General features: G+C 47.1%; 17 protein-coding genes. 10 read left to right on the top strand and 7 right to left on the bottom strand.

Features of this window, described 5'->3' with window-relative positions; genetic code table 11:
* The first annotated feature begins 110 nt into the window (after positions 1 to 110).
* The 9 genes from LZZ85_RS25685 to LZZ85_RS25725 all read left to right on the top strand — a co-directional run bounded on the left by LZZ85_RS25685 (position 111) and on the right by LZZ85_RS25725 (position 7,842).
* Positions 111 to 1,658: a hypothetical protein gene (locus tag LZZ85_RS25685; protein ID WP_237876532.1), complete on the top strand. Its 1,548-nt coding sequence runs from the start codon at positions 111 to 113 to the stop codon at positions 1,656 to 1,658.
* Positions 1,659 to 1,734: 76 nt separating this feature from the next.
* A complete protein-coding gene (locus tag LZZ85_RS25690) occupies positions 1,735 to 2,151 on the top strand; it encodes a hypothetical protein (protein WP_237876534.1) in 417 nt (138 codons plus the stop codon).
* Between the two features lie 232 nt (positions 2,152 to 2,383).
* Entirely contained in the window at positions 2,384 to 3,484 is a 1,101-nt protein-coding gene (gene carA / locus LZZ85_RS25695) for a glutamine-hydrolyzing carbamoyl-phosphate synthase small subunit (RefSeq protein ID WP_237876535.1), read from the top strand.
* Positions 3,485 to 3,688: 204 nt separating this feature from the next.
* On the top strand, positions 3,689 to 4,687 hold the full coding sequence (locus LZZ85_RS25700; protein WP_237876536.1) for a TraB/GumN family protein: 999 nt from the start codon (positions 3,689 to 3,691) through the stop codon (positions 4,685 to 4,687).
* A gap of 32 nt (positions 4,688 to 4,719) precedes the next feature.
* On the top strand, positions 4,720 to 5,208 hold the full coding sequence (locus tag LZZ85_RS25705; protein ID WP_237876537.1) for a hypothetical protein: 489 nt from the start codon (positions 4,720 to 4,722) through the stop codon (positions 5,206 to 5,208).
* 30 nt (positions 5,209 to 5,238) lie between these two features.
* Positions 5,239 to 5,664 carry a type II 3-dehydroquinate dehydratase gene (gene aroQ / locus LZZ85_RS25710; RefSeq protein WP_237876539.1) on the top strand — a complete coding sequence of 142 codons (426 nt, stop codon included), beginning with the start codon at positions 5,239 to 5,241 and terminating at the stop codon, positions 5,662 to 5,664.
* A gap of 241 nt (positions 5,665 to 5,905) precedes the next feature.
* Positions 5,906 to 6,616, top strand: coding sequence for a toxin-antitoxin system YwqK family antitoxin (locus LZZ85_RS25715; protein WP_237876540.1), 711 nt, complete (start codon positions 5,906 to 5,908; stop codon positions 6,614 to 6,616).
* Between the two features lie 148 nt (positions 6,617 to 6,764).
* Complete coding sequence (locus LZZ85_RS25720; protein WP_237876541.1) at positions 6,765 to 7,631, top strand: SPFH domain-containing protein; 867 nt, start codon at positions 6,765 to 6,767, stop codon at positions 7,629 to 7,631.
* Between the two features lie 25 nt (positions 7,632 to 7,656).
* The gene (locus tag LZZ85_RS25725) at positions 7,657 to 7,842 is read left to right on the top strand and encodes a type II toxin-antitoxin system antitoxin (RefSeq protein WP_237876542.1); all 186 of its coding nucleotides are present in this window, start codon (positions 7,657 to 7,659) and stop codon (positions 7,840 to 7,842) included.
* An 84-nt stretch (positions 7,843 to 7,926) separates the two neighbouring features.
* Here the strand turns inward: LZZ85_RS25725 and eutC are convergent, their stop codons facing one another.
* From eutC to LZZ85_RS25750, 5 genes are all read right to left on the bottom strand, one after another.
* Positions 7,927 to 8,694 (bottom strand): ethanolamine ammonia-lyase subunit EutC, encoded by a 768-nt coding sequence (gene eutC / locus LZZ85_RS25730; protein ID WP_237876544.1) that lies wholly within the window; start codon positions 8,692 to 8,694, stop codon positions 7,927 to 7,929.
* A gap of 1 nt (position 8,695) precedes the next feature.
* Positions 8,696 to 10,069: an ethanolamine ammonia-lyase subunit EutB gene (locus LZZ85_RS25735; RefSeq protein WP_237876545.1), complete on the bottom strand. Its 1,374-nt coding sequence runs from the start codon at positions 10,067 to 10,069 to the stop codon at positions 8,696 to 8,698.
* A gap of 10 nt (positions 10,070 to 10,079) precedes the next feature.
* Positions 10,080 to 11,384: an ethanolamine permease gene (gene eat / locus LZZ85_RS25740; protein ID WP_237876546.1), complete on the bottom strand. Its 1,305-nt coding sequence runs from the start codon at positions 11,382 to 11,384 to the stop codon at positions 10,080 to 10,082.
* Between the two features lie 135 nt (positions 11,385 to 11,519).
* On the bottom strand, positions 11,520 to 13,901 hold the full coding sequence (locus LZZ85_RS25745; RefSeq protein WP_237876547.1) for a M1 family metallopeptidase: 2,382 nt from the start codon (positions 13,899 to 13,901) through the stop codon (positions 11,520 to 11,522).
* 164 nt (positions 13,902 to 14,065) lie between these two features.
* The gene (locus LZZ85_RS25750) at positions 14,066 to 14,647 is read right to left on the bottom strand and encodes a HupE/UreJ family protein (RefSeq protein WP_237876548.1); all 582 of its coding nucleotides are present in this window, start codon (positions 14,645 to 14,647) and stop codon (positions 14,066 to 14,068) included.
* A 90-nt stretch (positions 14,648 to 14,737) separates the two neighbouring features.
* On the opposite strand from LZZ85_RS25750, the gene LZZ85_RS25755 reads away from it, so the two are divergent.
* Complete coding sequence (locus LZZ85_RS25755) at positions 14,738 to 15,268, top strand: serpin family protein (protein ID WP_237876550.1); 531 nt, start codon at positions 14,738 to 14,740, stop codon at positions 15,266 to 15,268.
* Positions 15,269 to 15,382: 114 nt separating this feature from the next.
* Here LZZ85_RS25755 and LZZ85_RS25760 read toward each other — a convergent pair whose 3' ends face one another.
* Positions 15,383 to 16,684: a hemolysin family protein gene (locus LZZ85_RS25760; protein ID WP_237876551.1), complete on the bottom strand. Its 1,302-nt coding sequence runs from the start codon at positions 16,682 to 16,684 to the stop codon at positions 15,383 to 15,385.
* The gene (locus LZZ85_RS25765) at positions 16,685 to 17,302 is read right to left on the bottom strand and encodes a phosphatase PAP2 family protein (RefSeq protein ID WP_237876552.1); all 618 of its coding nucleotides are present in this window, start codon (positions 17,300 to 17,302) and stop codon (positions 16,685 to 16,687) included. It abuts the gene before it with no gap.
* Positions 17,303 to 17,423 lie beyond the last annotated feature (121 nt).

A 17,423-nucleotide genomic window follows, 5' to 3' on the forward strand; every position in this document is an offset into this window, starting at 1 on the left:
TTGTTCTACGGCCCGGTAAAGCCAAAATTATCAATCTTTTACACTGCTTAATTTGAGGAAAATCGGCTGAAACGCTTGCCAGTAAAGGCTTTTAAAATATTCAAATTACGATGCCCAACCGTTCAACAGATGCTTTGTTTCAACTGGTGAAGTCGCTCGAAAAGTCTGAAAAACGCAATTTCAAGCTTTTCGTGAAGCGAAATTCGTCTAATGATTCATTGAAAACCATTCAGTTATTCGATGCACTGGATAAAATGAGCGACTACGACGAGCCTCAACTCCTCAAAAAGAATAAATCCATCACCAAAGCCCAGCTTTCCAACATCAAAGCGGCGCTTTATAAGCAGATACTATCATCGCTTAGGATCATAAAAGATGAGAATAATATTGATATTCAACTACATGAGTTGATGGATCATGCCAGGATCCTGTTCAACAAAGGCCTTTATCTGCAAAGCCTGAAAGTGCTGAAACATCTGAAAGACCTTGCCAAACAGCATAACCAGATCACTTACCTGGAACAGGTGTTATTCTTTGAGAAAAAGATCGAGACCCTCTATATTACCCGAAGCATGCGGAACAGGGCCGACCAGCTCAGCCAGGAGTCTGACGAAGTAACGGAAGCGATCGTACTGGTAAACCGTCTTTCCAATCTTGCCCTGCAGCTGTATAGCTGGTATATCCAGCACGGTCATGCACGGAATGAACAGGATTTCCGCAGTATCCAATTGTTCTTTCAGACCCATCTGCCGGCCAATGCATCAACGGCAAATGGATTTTATGAAAAATTATACCTGTACCAGAGCTATTGCTGGTATGCGTTCATCCGGCTCGACTTCCTTCAATACTATCGCTATTGCCAGAAATGGGTTGATCTGTTTGAGAAGTACCCGGACATGATCGTGTTTGAGACCGCGAACTATATCAAGGCGATGCACAACCTGATGGGCGCTCATTTTGACCTGTTGAATCATGAAAAGCTGGCGGAGACCATTAAAGGATTTGAGCAGTTTGCCCGCGGAAAACTGGTGGCACAGAATGATAATAACCGCATCCTTTCCTATCAGTATTTATACACGGCAAGGATCAACCTTTACTTCCTGCAGGGAACGTTTGAAAAGGGCCTGAAAATGGTCCCGCACCTGGAGGAAATGCTGAAGGAATATGGGATCTATCTCGATCTCCACCGTGTGCTCGTATTCTATTACAAGATCGCCTGCCTTTACTTCGGCAGCGGAGATAATGAAAGGGCGATCGATTACCTGAACCGGATCATCAACCAGAAAGCGGATCTGCGGGAAGATCTGCAATGTTACGCACGGCTGCTTCACCTGATCGCGCATTACGAACTGGGAAATTTTGACCTGCTGGAATACCTGATCAAATCGGTTTACCGCTATATGGCGAAAATGCAGAACCTGAGTAAAGTGGAGGAGGAGATGTTTGCGTTCCTGAGAAGGTCATTCCGGGTGGGGGCGCATGCATTGAAGCCCGAGTTTCAGAAGTTATTGGGAAAGCTGAAGAAGTATGAAGGTAATCCATTGGAAACGAGGGCATTTGCATACCTGGATGTGATTTCCTGGTTGGAGAGTAAGATCCATAATGTGAATGTGCAGGACGTGATCAGGGAAAAGTATAAGACGAAGCGAAAGCCATAAGTTATGCCTAGTTTCCAAACTATGCGTAACCAGGATTGGCGTTGAATTTGAAATACAATCGCTAAAACATACTTTAATGAAATTGAGCACGATAGTCTTTGCGACAATCTTACTGGCCGCCTGCAATAATGCGGCGGATTCGGAGAAGGAAACGAGAGCAGATTCATTGCCCAGGGCAACAGCTGACACTGAATACATTGCACCGGTAAAAGATACTTCACATGCGGCAACCGGAAACTGGCGTGATTCGCTGATCGTCGACTATATTAACACTACGCGGAATCCGTTGGTAAAAGTTACACGGGAAGGAGGAGGAAAGCTGGAATGGATGAATGACGGACTTCAGAAGCGGGATGGAGTGATGTATTACAGGTTTCAGCTGGGGCATTCATCTGAAAATAAGTTCAATACAGATGCCTGGCTGTACATAGATACGGCGAAACGAAAGCTGTATGAGTATGATCTTGTGGAAGATAAGTTGATTTCTAAGTAACTGGTTGGCGTATAAGGAACGCGGCGGACACGGCGAACCGCGGCGAGCGCAGCGAAATACAATAATATTTTTAGATTGTTTTCGCCGCGTCCGCTGCGGTTCGCCGTGTCCGCCGCGTTCCTATACGCCAGTCCACAATTTTGCTGCATAATGTGAATATTTTCCGCTCAACAAACCTGTTTCATCCGTACCTTTGCGCGATTTGTTTCACAGGTAACCCCCTCATAAATTAATGGCAGCAACACAATTACCCGCAATTTTAGTACTGGCCGACGGCACCGTCGCACATGGTAAAGCATTTGGCGCAATTGGCACCACCACTGGTGAGATCTGTTTCAATACCGGGATGACCGGATACCAGGAAGTGTTCACCGATCCAAGTTATTTTGGTCAGATCCTGATCATGAACTCTGTACACGTGGGTAATTATGGCGTGAAAGACGCAGATATTGAGTCTGACGGTGTAAAGATCCGCGGCCTTATCGGTCGTAATCTGGAAGAGACCTATTCACGCAAACTGGCAAATGGTTCTCTCGAAGACTATCTCAAGGCTAACAATATCGTTTCGATCGAAGGCGTGGACACAAGAGCGCTGGTGGCACACGTTCGCACCAAAGGTGCGATGAACTGCATCATCTCTTCTGAGATCACTGATGTGGAAGAGCTAAAAAAGAAACTGGCTGAAACGCCGGATATGGATGGCCTCGAACTGGCTTCTGTAGTGAGTACCAAACAGCCTTATGAAATGGGGGATAAAAACTCTCCTGTTCGTATCGCGGTGATGGACTACGGTGTAAAACAACATATCCTTCATTGCATGGTTGATCGCGGCGCTTATGTAAAAGTATTCCCAGCAAAAACTGCATTGAAGGAAGTGAATGAATTCAATCCTAACGGATATTTCATCTCCAACGGCCCTGGCGATCCTTCTGCCATGGACTATGCGATCACTACCGTAAAGGAAATCCTGAAAGAAGATAAACCTGTTTTCGGGATCTGCCTGGGTCACCAGCTGCTGGCCCTTGCAAACGGCATTCCTACATTCAAAATGCACCACGGTCACAGGGGATTGAACCACCCGGTGAAAAACCTGGTGTCCGGCCGTTCTGAGATCACTACACAGAACCACGGTTTTGGTGTTGACCCGGAAGCGGTGAAAAAAGCGGATCATATCGAGATCACGCACGTGAACCTGAATGACCAATCGATCGAAGGGATCCGTGTAAAAGGTAAACCGGCTTTCTCTGTGCAATATCACCCGGAAAGCACACCGGGGCCGCACGATAGCCGTTACCTGTTTGATGAGTTCATCGACATGATCAAAACTTCGTAAAATAAAGACCTTAGAATATAACGAACCCCGGGAATATGAGTGATCATGGACCGGGGTTTTTTGTTGACTGGTTGGGGCAGGAGTATCGCAAAGTATACAAAGGAAACGCGATGTGCGTGATGGGTTTCTTAGCATTCTTTACGCGTTACTGGCGACCTTTGCAATACTCATTAGCCCAGTCAAATTACCTTATCTTAGTTCCTCATGTCACAGCTATTACTACGATCTATCATTTTCCTGTCTCTTGTAGGGAGCATGCAGGTATCCGCTCAGGATAAAGTGACGATTGCCAATGGTGATACACTGCCCGATGCCCGTTTTTATCTGAAAGGCGAAGGACATGAATATGTGGAGGAGAACGCCCGGGCACTGCTGGCACTTTTAACGTATACCCACCAGCATAAGAATGTACGTTATCTCGTAATGGAATGCGGGCCGGATCAGGCTTACCTTGCGAACTATTATCTGAGGAATGGCGGTGATTCGTTTCCCTCCAACAACTTCCTGTATATGCGGGAGGCATTCTGGAAAAACCTGTATGAGTTCAACAGAACCTTACCGGAAAATGCCAGGATAAAAGTATACGGGTTTGATCATAACAGGTTCGTGCATACATCACGCGCATTGAAGCTGATGTTCGGGAACGACCCGCGTGTGAGTGACCGTGAATTGAGACGTTATTTATTTAAAGTGATGGATTGGGAAACGCAAAAATGGGATGCGTCATTGCAGGAGTATTTCGCAAAAGATCTTGCCTTGTTACGCCCGATCAGCGCGCATTATGCAGACGAGTTGAAGAAACTTTTAGGGAATGACTACAGCGCGTATCTCTCTATCATCGAAAACAAAACGCCAATGGTGTCTTATGTAAAGCGCGATAAACAAATGATAGCTCAGTTCATGGATTCGCTGCCGTCAATGAATGAAGGGAATATTCTTTTTAATTACGGTGTCGCGCATACGGCATTGAATGGAGAAGGCTTTGGTGAACGGTTGAATGATGACAAGCGCTTCCGTGGCGCGGTGTGCGGGATCTTTCCTTACTATATCAAAACAGATAAACCGGCTGCACTGCAGTCGATCGAAAGTAAAATTCCACCGGCCGTCAGAGATGCAGCGGGGCGGGCACCTGCATTATCTTTGATAGCCATAGACCCGTCTTCAAAGTTTAAAAGGGCTACATGGTTATATGTGCATCGCTGATTAATTCTTTATCTTACAGCAAAATCAATTCTATGCGGAGTGTCTTTATCGTTTTGATCGCTGCTGTTATAATCGGAGGGTGCAGTGCAGGAAAGCAATCGACAGCTTCTCCGATCGGACTCGTTCCTTTGGAACACTATTATGCAGGCATCAATAATTCGTTTGATACGGGCTATAATTACAGGGTGATCACCGATCAGTCCTCTTTTGAAAAGGATTTAAAAGTGAGTGCCTCCTCCGGAGCTTCCGTACGTAAGCCCGAGTTCAGTGGACAGACAGTAGTAGCAGTGATACATAATGGTCCGCCAAATCAGCGTAAAGAGATTGTGTTGGATGGTGCAGCTTATAACGGCAGTCAGATGTATGTGTATTATCACATCAAGGAAACACTGAGATCGCCGGTTACGACTTATTTACCCGGACTGGGTCTGGCAACAGTACCGAAAGTGCAAAGTGTGAAAAAGGTAAATTTTTACGAGGATAGTGTACTGGTCAAGAGCGTGCCTGTTAGTATTTATTGATCATTAGTTCAGCTTTTATTATTTACAGATATGAAGATTGCAATTATAAACGGACCTAACCTGAATTTGTTGGGGAAGCGTGAGCCGGGTATTTATGGAAGCCAGTCGTTTGAAGATTTTTATGCGCATCTGAAGGCAAGGTATCCATCTATCGATTTCAGTTATTTCCAAAGTAATGTAGAGGGAGAGCTGATCAATGAATTGCAGCGTACAGGTTTTGAGGCGGATGGGATCATCATGAACCCGGGAGGCTATACACATACTTCTGTCGCGATCGGGGACGCTATTGCGGCTATCAAATCACCGGTAGTGGAAGTGCATATTTCGAACGTGCATGCACGGGAGGAGTTCAGAAAGATCTCTCATGTGTCTGCAAAAGCGGCAGGCAGTATTATAGGATTGGGAATGAAGGGGTATGAGCTGGCGGTGGAATATCTGATGGGGGGCGGCAAGTAGCTTCAGGAAGGAGTATCGCAAAGAGCGCAAAGTAATCGCAATGGACGCAAAGATATCTTAGCGCCCTTTCCGGATCCTTTGCGCTCTTTGCTATACTCTTACGCCCGTCAAATTATTGTAATACTCGACAGGCGGGCGGAAGCATACGTTTCCCTCAGTTTCTTCGTTATAATGGCATATGGATTGCGTGAAGATCAGCAAATTGAGAATCAATCATCCATATCCAAATAAAATACCCGATATGAAATACGTTCTGATATTATTCCTTTTTTTCAGCACATCGGCGTTCTCCCAGTGGAAGAGCTATATCATCGGCGTTCGCGGCGATACGCTTAATTGCGTCGACCTGAATGGTAAAAAACAGGGGCCCTGGGTGATCAGGGTAGCGGAACTCCGGGGCGAACCCGGCTATGACGAGCAGGGATATTTTGAAGACGACCTTAAAGTCGGCAAATGGGTACGTTTTTCACTGATGGGAGATAAGATCGCAGAGGAGAATTACCGCTGGGGGCAGCTTAGCGGAAAGAATAAATATTATACCCGCACGGGCGGCTTGTTGCGTGAAGAGACCTGGCGTGCGATCGAGCCTGGTAAAAAAATGGATACGGTAGAAGTCCGTGATCCTGCTGATCCCTCAAAAGTGATCGATAGAGTGGCGGTAAAAGTAGAAGGATCCGCAGTTCGTCATGGCACCACTACTTTTTACGATCCTGAATGGGGAACTGTAGTGAAAACAGAAGAATGGTGGATGAACAAGATCAAGACCGGCGATGCAATACCGGGCGAAAATGATGATGAGTTAAAGCCGATCGATCCGAGAAAGAAAGCGACAGCAAAAACAGATAAGGATAAGGACGAAAAGGAGGCAGCAAAGCCCGCCGCGATCCTTGAATATGAAAAAAAGAACAAGGGGAAAAAGATCAAGGAGAGAGACGGCCGGACAGGAAATTAATTTCCATTCATTTTATGTATAAAAGCTGATGGTTCGACAGATCGGGCCGCCAGCTTTTTTTGTGCCTGCACCCATCCCAAAAGCCTTTTGGAATGTAGCGGTATTTTATATACTTTTGATATCAAATTGATATCAAAACTTAGCGCTTATGGAAAAGATTATTAAACCGATCTCGGGATATGTCGCACTATTGTTTGCTGTTGCTTTGTTTGCCGGGGCAATTGTGTGCGCTAGTTTATCCCGGGATAACCCAGGTCTGTTTGTTACGTTGATGCTTCTGTGTTTTATCGCCTGTATTTTCATTATTAAAGGATTGACGATCGTTCATCCGAATCACTCCCGCGTATTGAATTTCTTTGGGAAATATGTGGGCACAGTAAAAGATAACGGGCTGTTTTTTGTGAACCCGTTATATGCCAAGCATAAGATCAGTCTCCGTGCGGACAACCTTCAGGGGCAAACGTTGAAAGTGAATGACAAAATGGGAAATCCTATTGAGATAGGTGCTGTGATCGTATGGCAGGTAGGTGATACCTATAAAGCGGCTTATGATGTACAGAATTACACTGACTATGTGAAAACCCAGAGTGAGGCAGCAGTGCGTCACCTGGCAACAAGTTTTCCCTATGATAACCTTGAAGATGAAACGGCTGCTATCACGCTGAGAGAAGGTGGTACAAAGGTGAATGAGATCCTGGAGAAAGAATTGCTTGAGCGTCTTTCACCCGCTGGTATCGTCATACTTGAAGCGCGGATCAGTCATCTTGCGTATGCGCAGGAGATCGCAGGTGCGATGCTGCAGCGTCAGCAGGCCACGGCTGTAGTTGCAGCGCGCACAAAGATCGTTGAAGGTGCTGTCGGAATGGTGGAAATGGCACTGGATATGCTTGCGCATAAGCATATCGTAGAGCTGGATGATGATAAGAAAGCCGCCATGGTGAGCAATCTGATGGTGGTGCTTTGCGGCGATAAAGGAGCCAGCCCTGTATTGAATACCGGAAGCCTGTATCAATGATCTGCTATCTCTTAAATCGATCCCTGTGAGTAATTCAAAGAAGAGTTTTATCCTGCGAATAGATACTGAAATATACAAGGTGCTCGAGAAATGGGCTGCCGATGAATTCCGGAGTGTGAATGGCCAGATCGAATGGATCATTTCGCAGAAACTAAAGGAAGCCAAGAGGTTAAAAGAGGCACCGAAAGCGAATGAAAAGCCAAAGCAATAATATCGCGAAGAATGAAACAAGCCGCAAAAGACAACAGTTGATATGAACTGTTATTCTTTGCGGCTTGTTCGTGTCTTAACGATACTATTGTGGAGACAGCAGATCCTGTTCATCTTTCAGGGAAATACCTGTTAATCCCAGTTGAAAAGCCGCATTGATGAGAAACATGATCTTTGAAGCGGCATTCTGATAGGAAAGTCCGGCCGGATGAATATTGGAAACACAATTGCGGCTTTCGTCTGTCAAACCCGGGAGAGGGTTGAACGTTAAGTATGCCCCGACGCTGTCCGCAACAGTAAGTCCGGGTCTTTCACCGATCAGTAATACGGTCATTTCAGCGTTGCACCAGTGCCCGATCTGATCTCCTATTGCCACGCGGGCCTGCTCAACCACCGTAAAAGAATTGATCTTTCTTCCTGATGTTGTTATCATTGGTACAAGTTCTTCCAATAAGGGGATCGCATGTGTATTCACTGCGTTAGCGGAAAGCCCATCGGCGATGATTATGGAAATGCCGCCCTGATCAGGTTTGCGGGAAAGGTCGGGAGATCCCGGATCAAGTTGTCTTCCCAGGCCAGGGTCCAGCAGGTACTGCTCCCGGTTCCGGGCCTGGCTTTTCATCAGGAGAACGGGCTTTGAAAACGTATGCAGGGAACTGATGAGTGGCCCGGAATTCAACACTCCGTAAACTGCATCGCGGGCATGTGCATGGGCCATTTTTAACGCAAGTACTTCCTTTAGCGGCAATGCGCCGCCGGAACGTCCCAGCGCAATACGCGCTGAAGTAAAACGCCGCAGGGGCGACCAGGGGTCTTCGGTGACAGTTGTTTTTGAAAGCGCCATTTCTTTCATGTCAGAACATTTTTAACAGTGGATGAGAAGCGCCGGTATCCAGCCGCGTTCCTTTTTCATTCATGATCCCCTGCCGCAGCAGCCATTGTTCAAACTCTGGAGCGGCGCGTTTATTCAATACTTTTCTTAGGTATAGCGCATCGTGAAAAGAAGTTGATTGGTAGTTGAGCATGATATCATCCGATCCCGGTACTCCCATAATGAAATTGCAGCCTGCTACGCCAAGCAGGGTCATCAGGTTATCCATATCATCCTGGTCTGCACTGGCATGATTCGTATAGCAGATATCAACGCCCATCGGGAGGCCACACATTTTGCCACAGAAATGATCTTCCAGCGCGGCGCGTATGATCTGTTTGCCGTCGAAAAGGTATTCCGGACCGATAAATCCAACAACAGTATTCACCAGCAATGGGTCGAAATGCCGGGCGACTGCATAGGCCCTGGCTTCACAGGTCTGCTGATCCACACCATCATGTGCTTTTGCCGATAATGAACTTCCCTGGCCGGTTTCGAAATACATGAGTTGTTGCCCGATGGTACCTCTGTTAAGAGAATGTGCAGCTTCCCGCGCCTCTTTCAACATGGACAGGTTCACGCCAAAACTGCTGTTTGTTTTTTCTGTTCCACCGATCGATTGGAAAACAAGATCAACCGGTGCCTGCTGATTTGCCAGGAGAAGGGTGGTGGTTACGTGGGACAGTACACAGCTTTGAACCGGCATCTCATATTTCAAACGGAGGTCGTCGATCAGTTGAAGAAGCGTTCTTACTGTTGCCGGGTTGTCAGTTGCGGGATTGATACCGATCACTGCATCGCCGCTTCCATACATCAGACCGTCTACAATGCTTGCCGCAATACCTTTAATGTCATCAGTAGGATGATTGGGCTGCAATCGGGTGGATAATCTTCCGCTCAGCCCTATGGTATTCCTGAATTTTGTGACCACTTCTATTTTCTGCGCAACGCTGATCAGGTCCTGGTTACGCATCAGTTTTGAAACGGCGGCGATCATTTCAGGGGTGAGTGCATATCTTAACTGCGATAAACGTTCTTGATTTGCTTCATCAGTTAAGAGCCAGTCGCGTAGATCACCGACAGTAAAGTGAGCTATCAATGTGAAGGCCTGCTGATCGTGCTGATCCATGATCAGTCGCGTGATCTCATCCTTTTCATACGGAATCAGTGGCTCTTCGAGAAAGTTCTTCAATGGTGTATCAGCCAGCACCATTTGCGCGGCCACCCGTTCTTCATAGGAAGATGCGGCAATACCAGCGAGCATGTCTCCGGACCGAAGGGGAGATGCTTTTGCCATCAATGATCTCAGGTCATTGAAAACATAGGTGGTATTTCCCGCCATCCATTTGTAAGCCATAGTGGTAAAGTTACTGCGGAATAGTTTTTCGCTTCAGTATTGTACGATATAGCAGGTAAGCGAGCAGCATGATCGAAAAGAATACAGCGCTTAACTGAAGGTTGAAATAGATGATGGAAATAAGACAGAGAACAGAAAGCAGCAAAGCGATCAGCGGGAACCATGGATAGAACGGGGCTTTGAATGGCCGGTCGAGCTGAGGTTCAATTTTCCGGAGGCGGAACAGGCTGATCATGCTGACGATATACATGACCAGGGCTCCAAGAACAGAGAGAATGATCAGTTTGTCCGTTGTGCCGGATACGATGGCGAGTACGCCAATCAGTCCACCTGCAACCAATGCCGCATCAGGCGTTTGCCTTTTTGTGCTCACTTTCGCGAGCGTGTGTGGCAGGTATCCGGCACGAGCGAGCGCAAAGATCTGGCGGGAGTATCCGATAATAATGCTATGGAAGGAGGCGATCAGGCCGAAGAGACCGATGCCGGCGAACAGTTTGGTCCATTGATTATCTTTTCCCAATACTCTTCCGATCGTTTCAGGCAGCGGATAATCGATGGATGATAATTCCTGCCAGGGCGCGGTGCCCCCGGTGAGGATCATGACGCCCATTGCGAGTATCATGAGGGTAAAGATGCCGGAAATATATCCCCTGGGAATTGTTTTTGCAGGGTCTTTTGTTTCTTCAGCAACCATCGCCACTCCCTCAATTGCCAGGTAAAGCCAAATGGCAAACGGTAGCGCGGCGAAAATACCGCTTATCCCAAATGGAAAGGCTTCGGTCGAAAATCTTTCCCATTGAAAATGGGGTGTGACCAGGCCCATGTAGATCAGCAATTCCAAAACAGCGAGCATGGTGACGAGGAGTGTGAAAAGTGCCGATTCCCTGATGCCCATTACGTTGATAATGCTGAACAGTATATAGCAGCCGATCGCGGTGTACATGATATCCAGGCCGGGGTACAGAAAATGGAGATAGCTGCCCAGGGCAAAGGCGATTGCCGGAGCGGCCAGCAGAAATTCAAACAACGTGGCAAAACCGGCGATGAAGCCTCCTGTCGGTCCCAGCGCCCTGACTGCAAATGCAAATGGCCCACCTGCATTGGGGATGGACGTACTCAACTCTGTAAAACTGAATACAAGGCACAGGTAGAGAATTGTAACGATCCCTGTAGCCACTAATAAGCCACCGGTACCGGCAACAGCCCATCCATAATTCCAGCCGAAATATTCACCGGAAATAACAAGGCCCACAGCAATGGCCCAAAGATGGATGGTCGTCAGAACTTTTTTGAGAGGAGCGGGTGTATTTGCCATAATGTTGATTAAAGATGGCGGCAATCGTCACTCCCGGAAGATAAGACAAAGTATGGCTAAGAATGCAAAGGACCGCAGAGAACGCCAGGATTTCCCGGGCCTTTGCAGTCCTTTGTGAGCTCAACGATATTTATGTCAGAACCCTTTCTTCTCATTTGCCTTCTGCATCGGGTTAGGAGCAGGAGCGGCCGTTCTCAGGGTTGCCTGTTTTTGCTTGAAAATGGTGAAGCGGGAAGGTGTTACAGATTTATTCCAGGTATTATTGCTGGTGTCTATATCCGCGGTTTCACGAAGCGGGTCCAGTTGGATAGATGCCACTTCTTTGTTTTTGATAAACGTCTTTACGACCTTCTTTTCATTCAGTCTCCAGACCTGGGCGGGAATCCGCTCGATCTCTTTGGTGCCATCTTTGTAAGTCCATTCGATAATGATGGGCATCACCAGTCCGCCTTTATTGCTAAAGCTGAGCTCATACATATGACGGTTGCCATACGTTGCTTTATCTGCATCGCTGAGTGCTTCGCGACTGGAAAGCATTTTATAGGTCACGGCAGAAGTGTCAAGTGGTTCGATGCCGCGGGCATATTTCCAGTAGAAGTCGCGCAGTGACGTGTCTTTATCTGTCTGGAAAGAGAGTTGTTTGTCATCCCGGTTGCGGATCTTGGAAATGTCATCAAGGCCTGTTCCCATGGGGACTTCCAGTTTGCGTGTGATGTCACGATCGCTCAGGCCGGGTACAGCAGCGGCCAGATCTGGTACTGCATACTTTACACTGTCGAGCGAGATATCGCAGGCGTCGGTCCCGTAGAACCAACCGCGCCAGAACCAGTCAAGGTCTTCACCGCTTGCGTCTTCCATGGTGCGGAAGAAGTCGGCCGGTTCAGGATGTTTGAATGCCCAGCGGCGTGTGTATTGTTTGAATGCGTAGTCGAACAGTTCGCGGCCCATGATGGTTTCGCGGAGAATGTTCAAGCCTGTTGCTGGTTTTGTATATGCATTCGGGCCAAAGCCAATAATGTTTTCAGAGTTGCTCATGATGGGTTCCAGTTGATCTTTTGGAAGCTTCATGTAATCAACGATCGCATAAGCCGGACCTTTACCACGAACAGGGAATTTGTTGTCCCACAATTCTTCGGTCAGGTATTCCACAAATGAGTTAAGGCCTTCATCCATCCAGCTCCATTGTCTTTCATCACTGTTGATGATCATCGGGAAAAAGTTATGCCCTACTTCATGTATCACTACGCCCAGCATTCCGTATTTGGTAGCTTCTGCATAAGTTCCATCTTTTTCAGTGCGGCCATAGTTGAAGCAGATCATCGGGTACTCCATACCGTTTGCGGCTTCCACGCTTTGAGCTACCGGGTAGGGGTAAGGAATGGTGAAGTCTGAATAGGTTTTGATGGTGTGTGCAACAGCTTTGGTAGAGAATGGGCGATAAAGACCGTGTGCTTCCTTACCATAGAAACTCATACACATGATCTTCTTTCCCGCGATCGTTACCGGCATGGCATCCCACATGAATTTGCGGCTGCTGGTCCATGCGAAATCGCGCACGCTGTCGGCTTTGAACATCCAGGTTTTAGTTGCCTGGCTTTTGTTCTTCTCTGCCGCTTTAGCTTCGTCGAGTGTTACGATCTCTACCGGCTCGTTGAAATTGGTTTGTGCTTTTTTCCAGCGGGCGAGCTGAGTTGCATTCAGGGTAGTCGCATAGTTCGTGCATTCGCCGGTAGAACCTACTACGTGGTCGGCGGGTACTGTCATTTGAACTTTGAAGTTGCCGAATGTGAGGGCGAATTCGCCACGGCCGGTGAACTGATGATTCTGCCAGCCCTGGAAATCACTGTATACGCAAAGACGCGGGTACCATTGCGCCATGGTGAACAGGTAATTGCCCTCTTCCGCGAAATATTCATAACCACCACGTCCGCCTTTTGACATGCGGTCGGAGATCTTATAATTCCAGTCAAGTTTGAATACAAACTGCTGATTCGGTACAAGAGTCCTGGGCAGTTCAACCCTCATCATTGTCTTATTGATCGTATACTTCAGCGCCTTGCCTGTAGCATCCGTCAGTTTGATGATGTTGAAGCCATAGCCATTATCTTTTTTTGCTTCTTCTGTTTTGTCGATTGCAGCAGTGCTTACCTGGGTCGACATGGCGTTGCTGGTTTGGTAGTTTGCATTGTTAATGCTGCTGTGTTCGTTCTCATCCAACTGTAGCCACAGATAGGTAAGGGTCGTGGGCGAATTGTTGAAATACGTAACGGTTTCGCTTCCCGTTAGCAATAGTGCTTTTTCATCCAGCCTGCACTTAATATCATAATCGGCGCGTTGCTGCCAGTATTTAGGTCCGGGAGCACCGCTGGCTGTGCGGTATTCATTGGGCGTAGGCATGATCGTGCCCAGCTGCTCAAAGCTGTTCCCATGATTGCTGCCGGGATTATTCTTGATGTTCTGCGCATACACTGCAGCAGAAAGCACCAACAATGCCAGGGCGAGAGTGATTTTTTTCATGTGTGTTTGTTTATGGCGATGATCGGTGTCCGATCCTCGATATTGTATGTTCGTATTTTGATCAGTATCTTATTCTTTACAAAGAGATATCTTTTTTTACGTCAGCTCTACGTTCGATCATCCGCTGCGGCGGACCATCGAATCCGATCGCAGAATCTTTCAACCTAAAGCGATCCGATCCGTTCAAGCGCCATTTTCACTGAAAGGCTGAATACGGCTGCGGAAAGGAAAATGACCCATTCGCGTCTTTCCACTCTGAAAACATTTACGATCAGCTGCGCAAGCAAAAGCAGGATCAAAACTACAACGATCTGCCCGGCTTCGAGGCCAACGTTGAAACCCAGCAGGCTGGATACGATGCCCTGGTCTTTTGCCAGCATTGGGCGGATCGAATTTGCAAATCCCATTCCGTGTATCAAGCCAAAGAACAATGCGATGAAATAATTGATCCGGATGGAGCGAGGCGTGAATTTCCTCTGGAACAGGTTGCTGGATGCTGTGATGACAATGGTACAGGGGATCAGGAATTCTACCCAATTGCGGTTAAAGCGGACCACATCCATTACGCTTAAGGCCAGTGTAAGTGAATGACCGATCGTAAAGGCCGTGACGAGTATCAGCACTTGTTTCCAGTCCTTCAGCAGATAGATCGCCGCGATCGCAGCAATGAAAAGCTGATGGTCGAGGGCGTCAGCACTGATAATATGCTCCCAGCCAAGCCCGAAATAAAAGCTAAAATCTTCCATAAAATGGTGAACCTTTCCCTGTAATTTGCCGTCTGTATTGAAAGTTTCAAAATAAGGCAGAGTTTTGTATCTGTCAAAAAAAATATGTCAATGGAGGTATTGTTCAATAAGTGGCTGATGTCGTTACTGATTACGTGTATGATCTTTTCAAAGAATGAGGCTTCTGAAGAGGCAGGGACGAAGCATCCGATCCATTTGAGCGTAACGGAGATCAATCATAATGCGCAGGATAAAACGCTTGAGATCAGCTGCAAGATCTTTACCGACGATTTCGAGAAAGTGCTGGCGCAGAATTACAGGACAAAAGTGGACCTGACAAATCCTCCCGATAAGGCAGCGATGGAGAAACTGGTGAATGATTATGTGCAGAAGCATTTATCCGTAAAGGCTGATGGAAAGCCGGCAGCCTTTACAGCTCTTGGTTTCGAAAAAGACCAGGATGTGGTCTATAGCTATTTCCAGGTAGATAATGTTGCATCTGTAAAATCGATTGGCATTACCAATACGCTGATGTATGATCTGTTCGATGATCAGATCAGTCTGATGCATATCACTGTTGGAGGGAAACGTAAAAGCGGGAAGCTTGACTACCCGGCGAAAGAGACCATTTTTTCTTTTTGACCGGAGGGTAAAAGAAAAAAGCTGCCTGCTGTGAACAGTCGTTTTGGGATGGAGCCCGCAAACGATGTCTATTCATGGACACGATGTTTTCCTAAGAGATGGCCGCGGTCTTGATCATCCCCGCTCTTCTTCCATTTCCTCCCGCAATGTATCACTCAACTTTACCAGGACTTTGTCGATCCTGTGTCCATCCATGTCGATGATCTCCAGTGTAAAGCCTTTCCATTCCAATTTGTCGCCGGTATGAGGAATACGCTCCAGCTCGTGCAGGACGAATCCGGCCAGGGTATCAAATTCCTGTTCTCCTTCATTCATCCATTCTGCTTTTTCAAAGCGGGTAAGGAAGTCATAGAACGGGATCTGTGCGTCAACCAGGTATGTGCCGTCTTCGCGTTCGATGATCTCGTAGTCGGGAACGTCGGGTTGTGGCATGTCGCCAATGATCGCTTCAAGGATATCGTTCAGGGTGATCATTCCTAAAATGGTCCCATATTCATCCACGATAAAGCAGGAATGAAGTTTTGATTGTTTGAACTTCTCCATCACCTGGAAGGCGGTATTGTTCTCCGGGACGAACAGGGCCGGTTGCATCAGTTCTTTGAACGGGCGGTTATCCGGACTGACATAAAGATCTTTGATCGATACAACTCCTTTAAGGTTATCGATCTCCCCGTCGCAGATAGGATAGATCGAATGCGGTTCACCCATGATCTTTTCTTTGATCTTTTCTTCGGTATCATCCTGGTTGAACCAGATGATATCGCTGCGGTGCGTCATCAGTGAGGTGATATTACGATCGCTGAGGTGGAATACACGTTCAATGATCTCCTGTTCTGTTTCTTCGATCGTTCCCTGTTCTGTTCCTTCGCTGATGATCGCTTTGATCTCCTCTTCCGTTAGTGAATTGTCGGCTGGTTTCAGGCTGAATATGCTGATGATCAGATTGCTTGATTTGCTGAGCAGCCAGATGAACGGGTGGGTGATTAGGCTCAGAATGCGCATCGGTTTAGCCACGGCTTTTGCAATGCCTTCCGGTTTGGTCAGGCCAAGGCGTTTGGGTACCAGCTCTCCGAAAATGATCGAAAAATAAGTGACGATGATCACAACAATGACCGTCGCCAGGCCGTAGCTGTATTTGGCGAGAAATGGCCATTGTTTTAGAAACGCTGCAAAGTCGTCTGTGATCTTTTCACCGGAATAAATACCCGTCAGGATACCGATCACGGTGATGCCCATTTGAACAGTGGATAGAAAAGTTTCTGGTTTATTTGCGAGGTTCAGTGCTTCTCTTGCTTCTTTATCACCTTTGCCTGCCTGTGCTTCAAGTCTTGATTTTCTGGCAGAGACCAGCGCGATCTCAGCCATCGAGAAAAGTCCGTTTAGCAGGATCAGACCTGCTAATATCAATATTTCCATTTAAGAGGATACTGTTGGTTGTGTCCCGAAGATAGCGATTCCGTTCCGGTTATTGAACACCGAACCGGTGAATGTGCCTATAAGCAGGCCCAACAAGGCTCCGCCGAGGATATCCAGTGGATAATGTACACCAACATACACTTGTGCATACGAGATAATACCTGCCCAGACCCATCCGGCGATCGCCCATCTTTTCAACCAGCTCCGGGTAGTGATATAGAAGAAGGTAGCGATGCCGAAATGATTTGCCGCATGGTTCGAGGTAAAACTAAACCCCGAGGAGCAATGATTCACCATCAGCCTCACATGCATGAAAAAGTCAGGGTCATTGCAGGGACGCAACCGCTGGAAATTATGTTTGAAGCCATAATTGCCGATCATATCCGTCAACGCAACCGTTACGATAAAGAACAGGATCCACCACGCGCCTTTGCCTTTAAAGTTCAGTAAGGCAAAAACGATCAGGAACAGGTACAAAGGCACCCAATGCAAAGCCTCCCGCATGAATGGCATCACCTGGTCAAACACAGGGTTCGTCAGATGGCTGTTCACCTGGATGAACAGCCACTGGTCTATCTTTTCGATTTTTTCCCAGAATGTAGTTGCGAGGAGGTACATAGGGTTCAAATGTAAGGATTTATCGTTGACCGTTGACCGTTGTCCGTTGTCCGGAATTCAAGTGAGGTGTAATAAATTGGATCTTCGTGTACAAATTAAAAGCGTGGGGCTATCGTTTATC

Origin of the sequence: Terrimonas ginsenosidimutans (assembly GCF_022012415.1) — a bacterium.
Taxonomy (GTDB): domain Bacteria; phylum Bacteroidota; class Bacteroidia; order Chitinophagales; family Chitinophagaceae; genus Terrimonas_A; species Terrimonas_A ginsenosidimutans.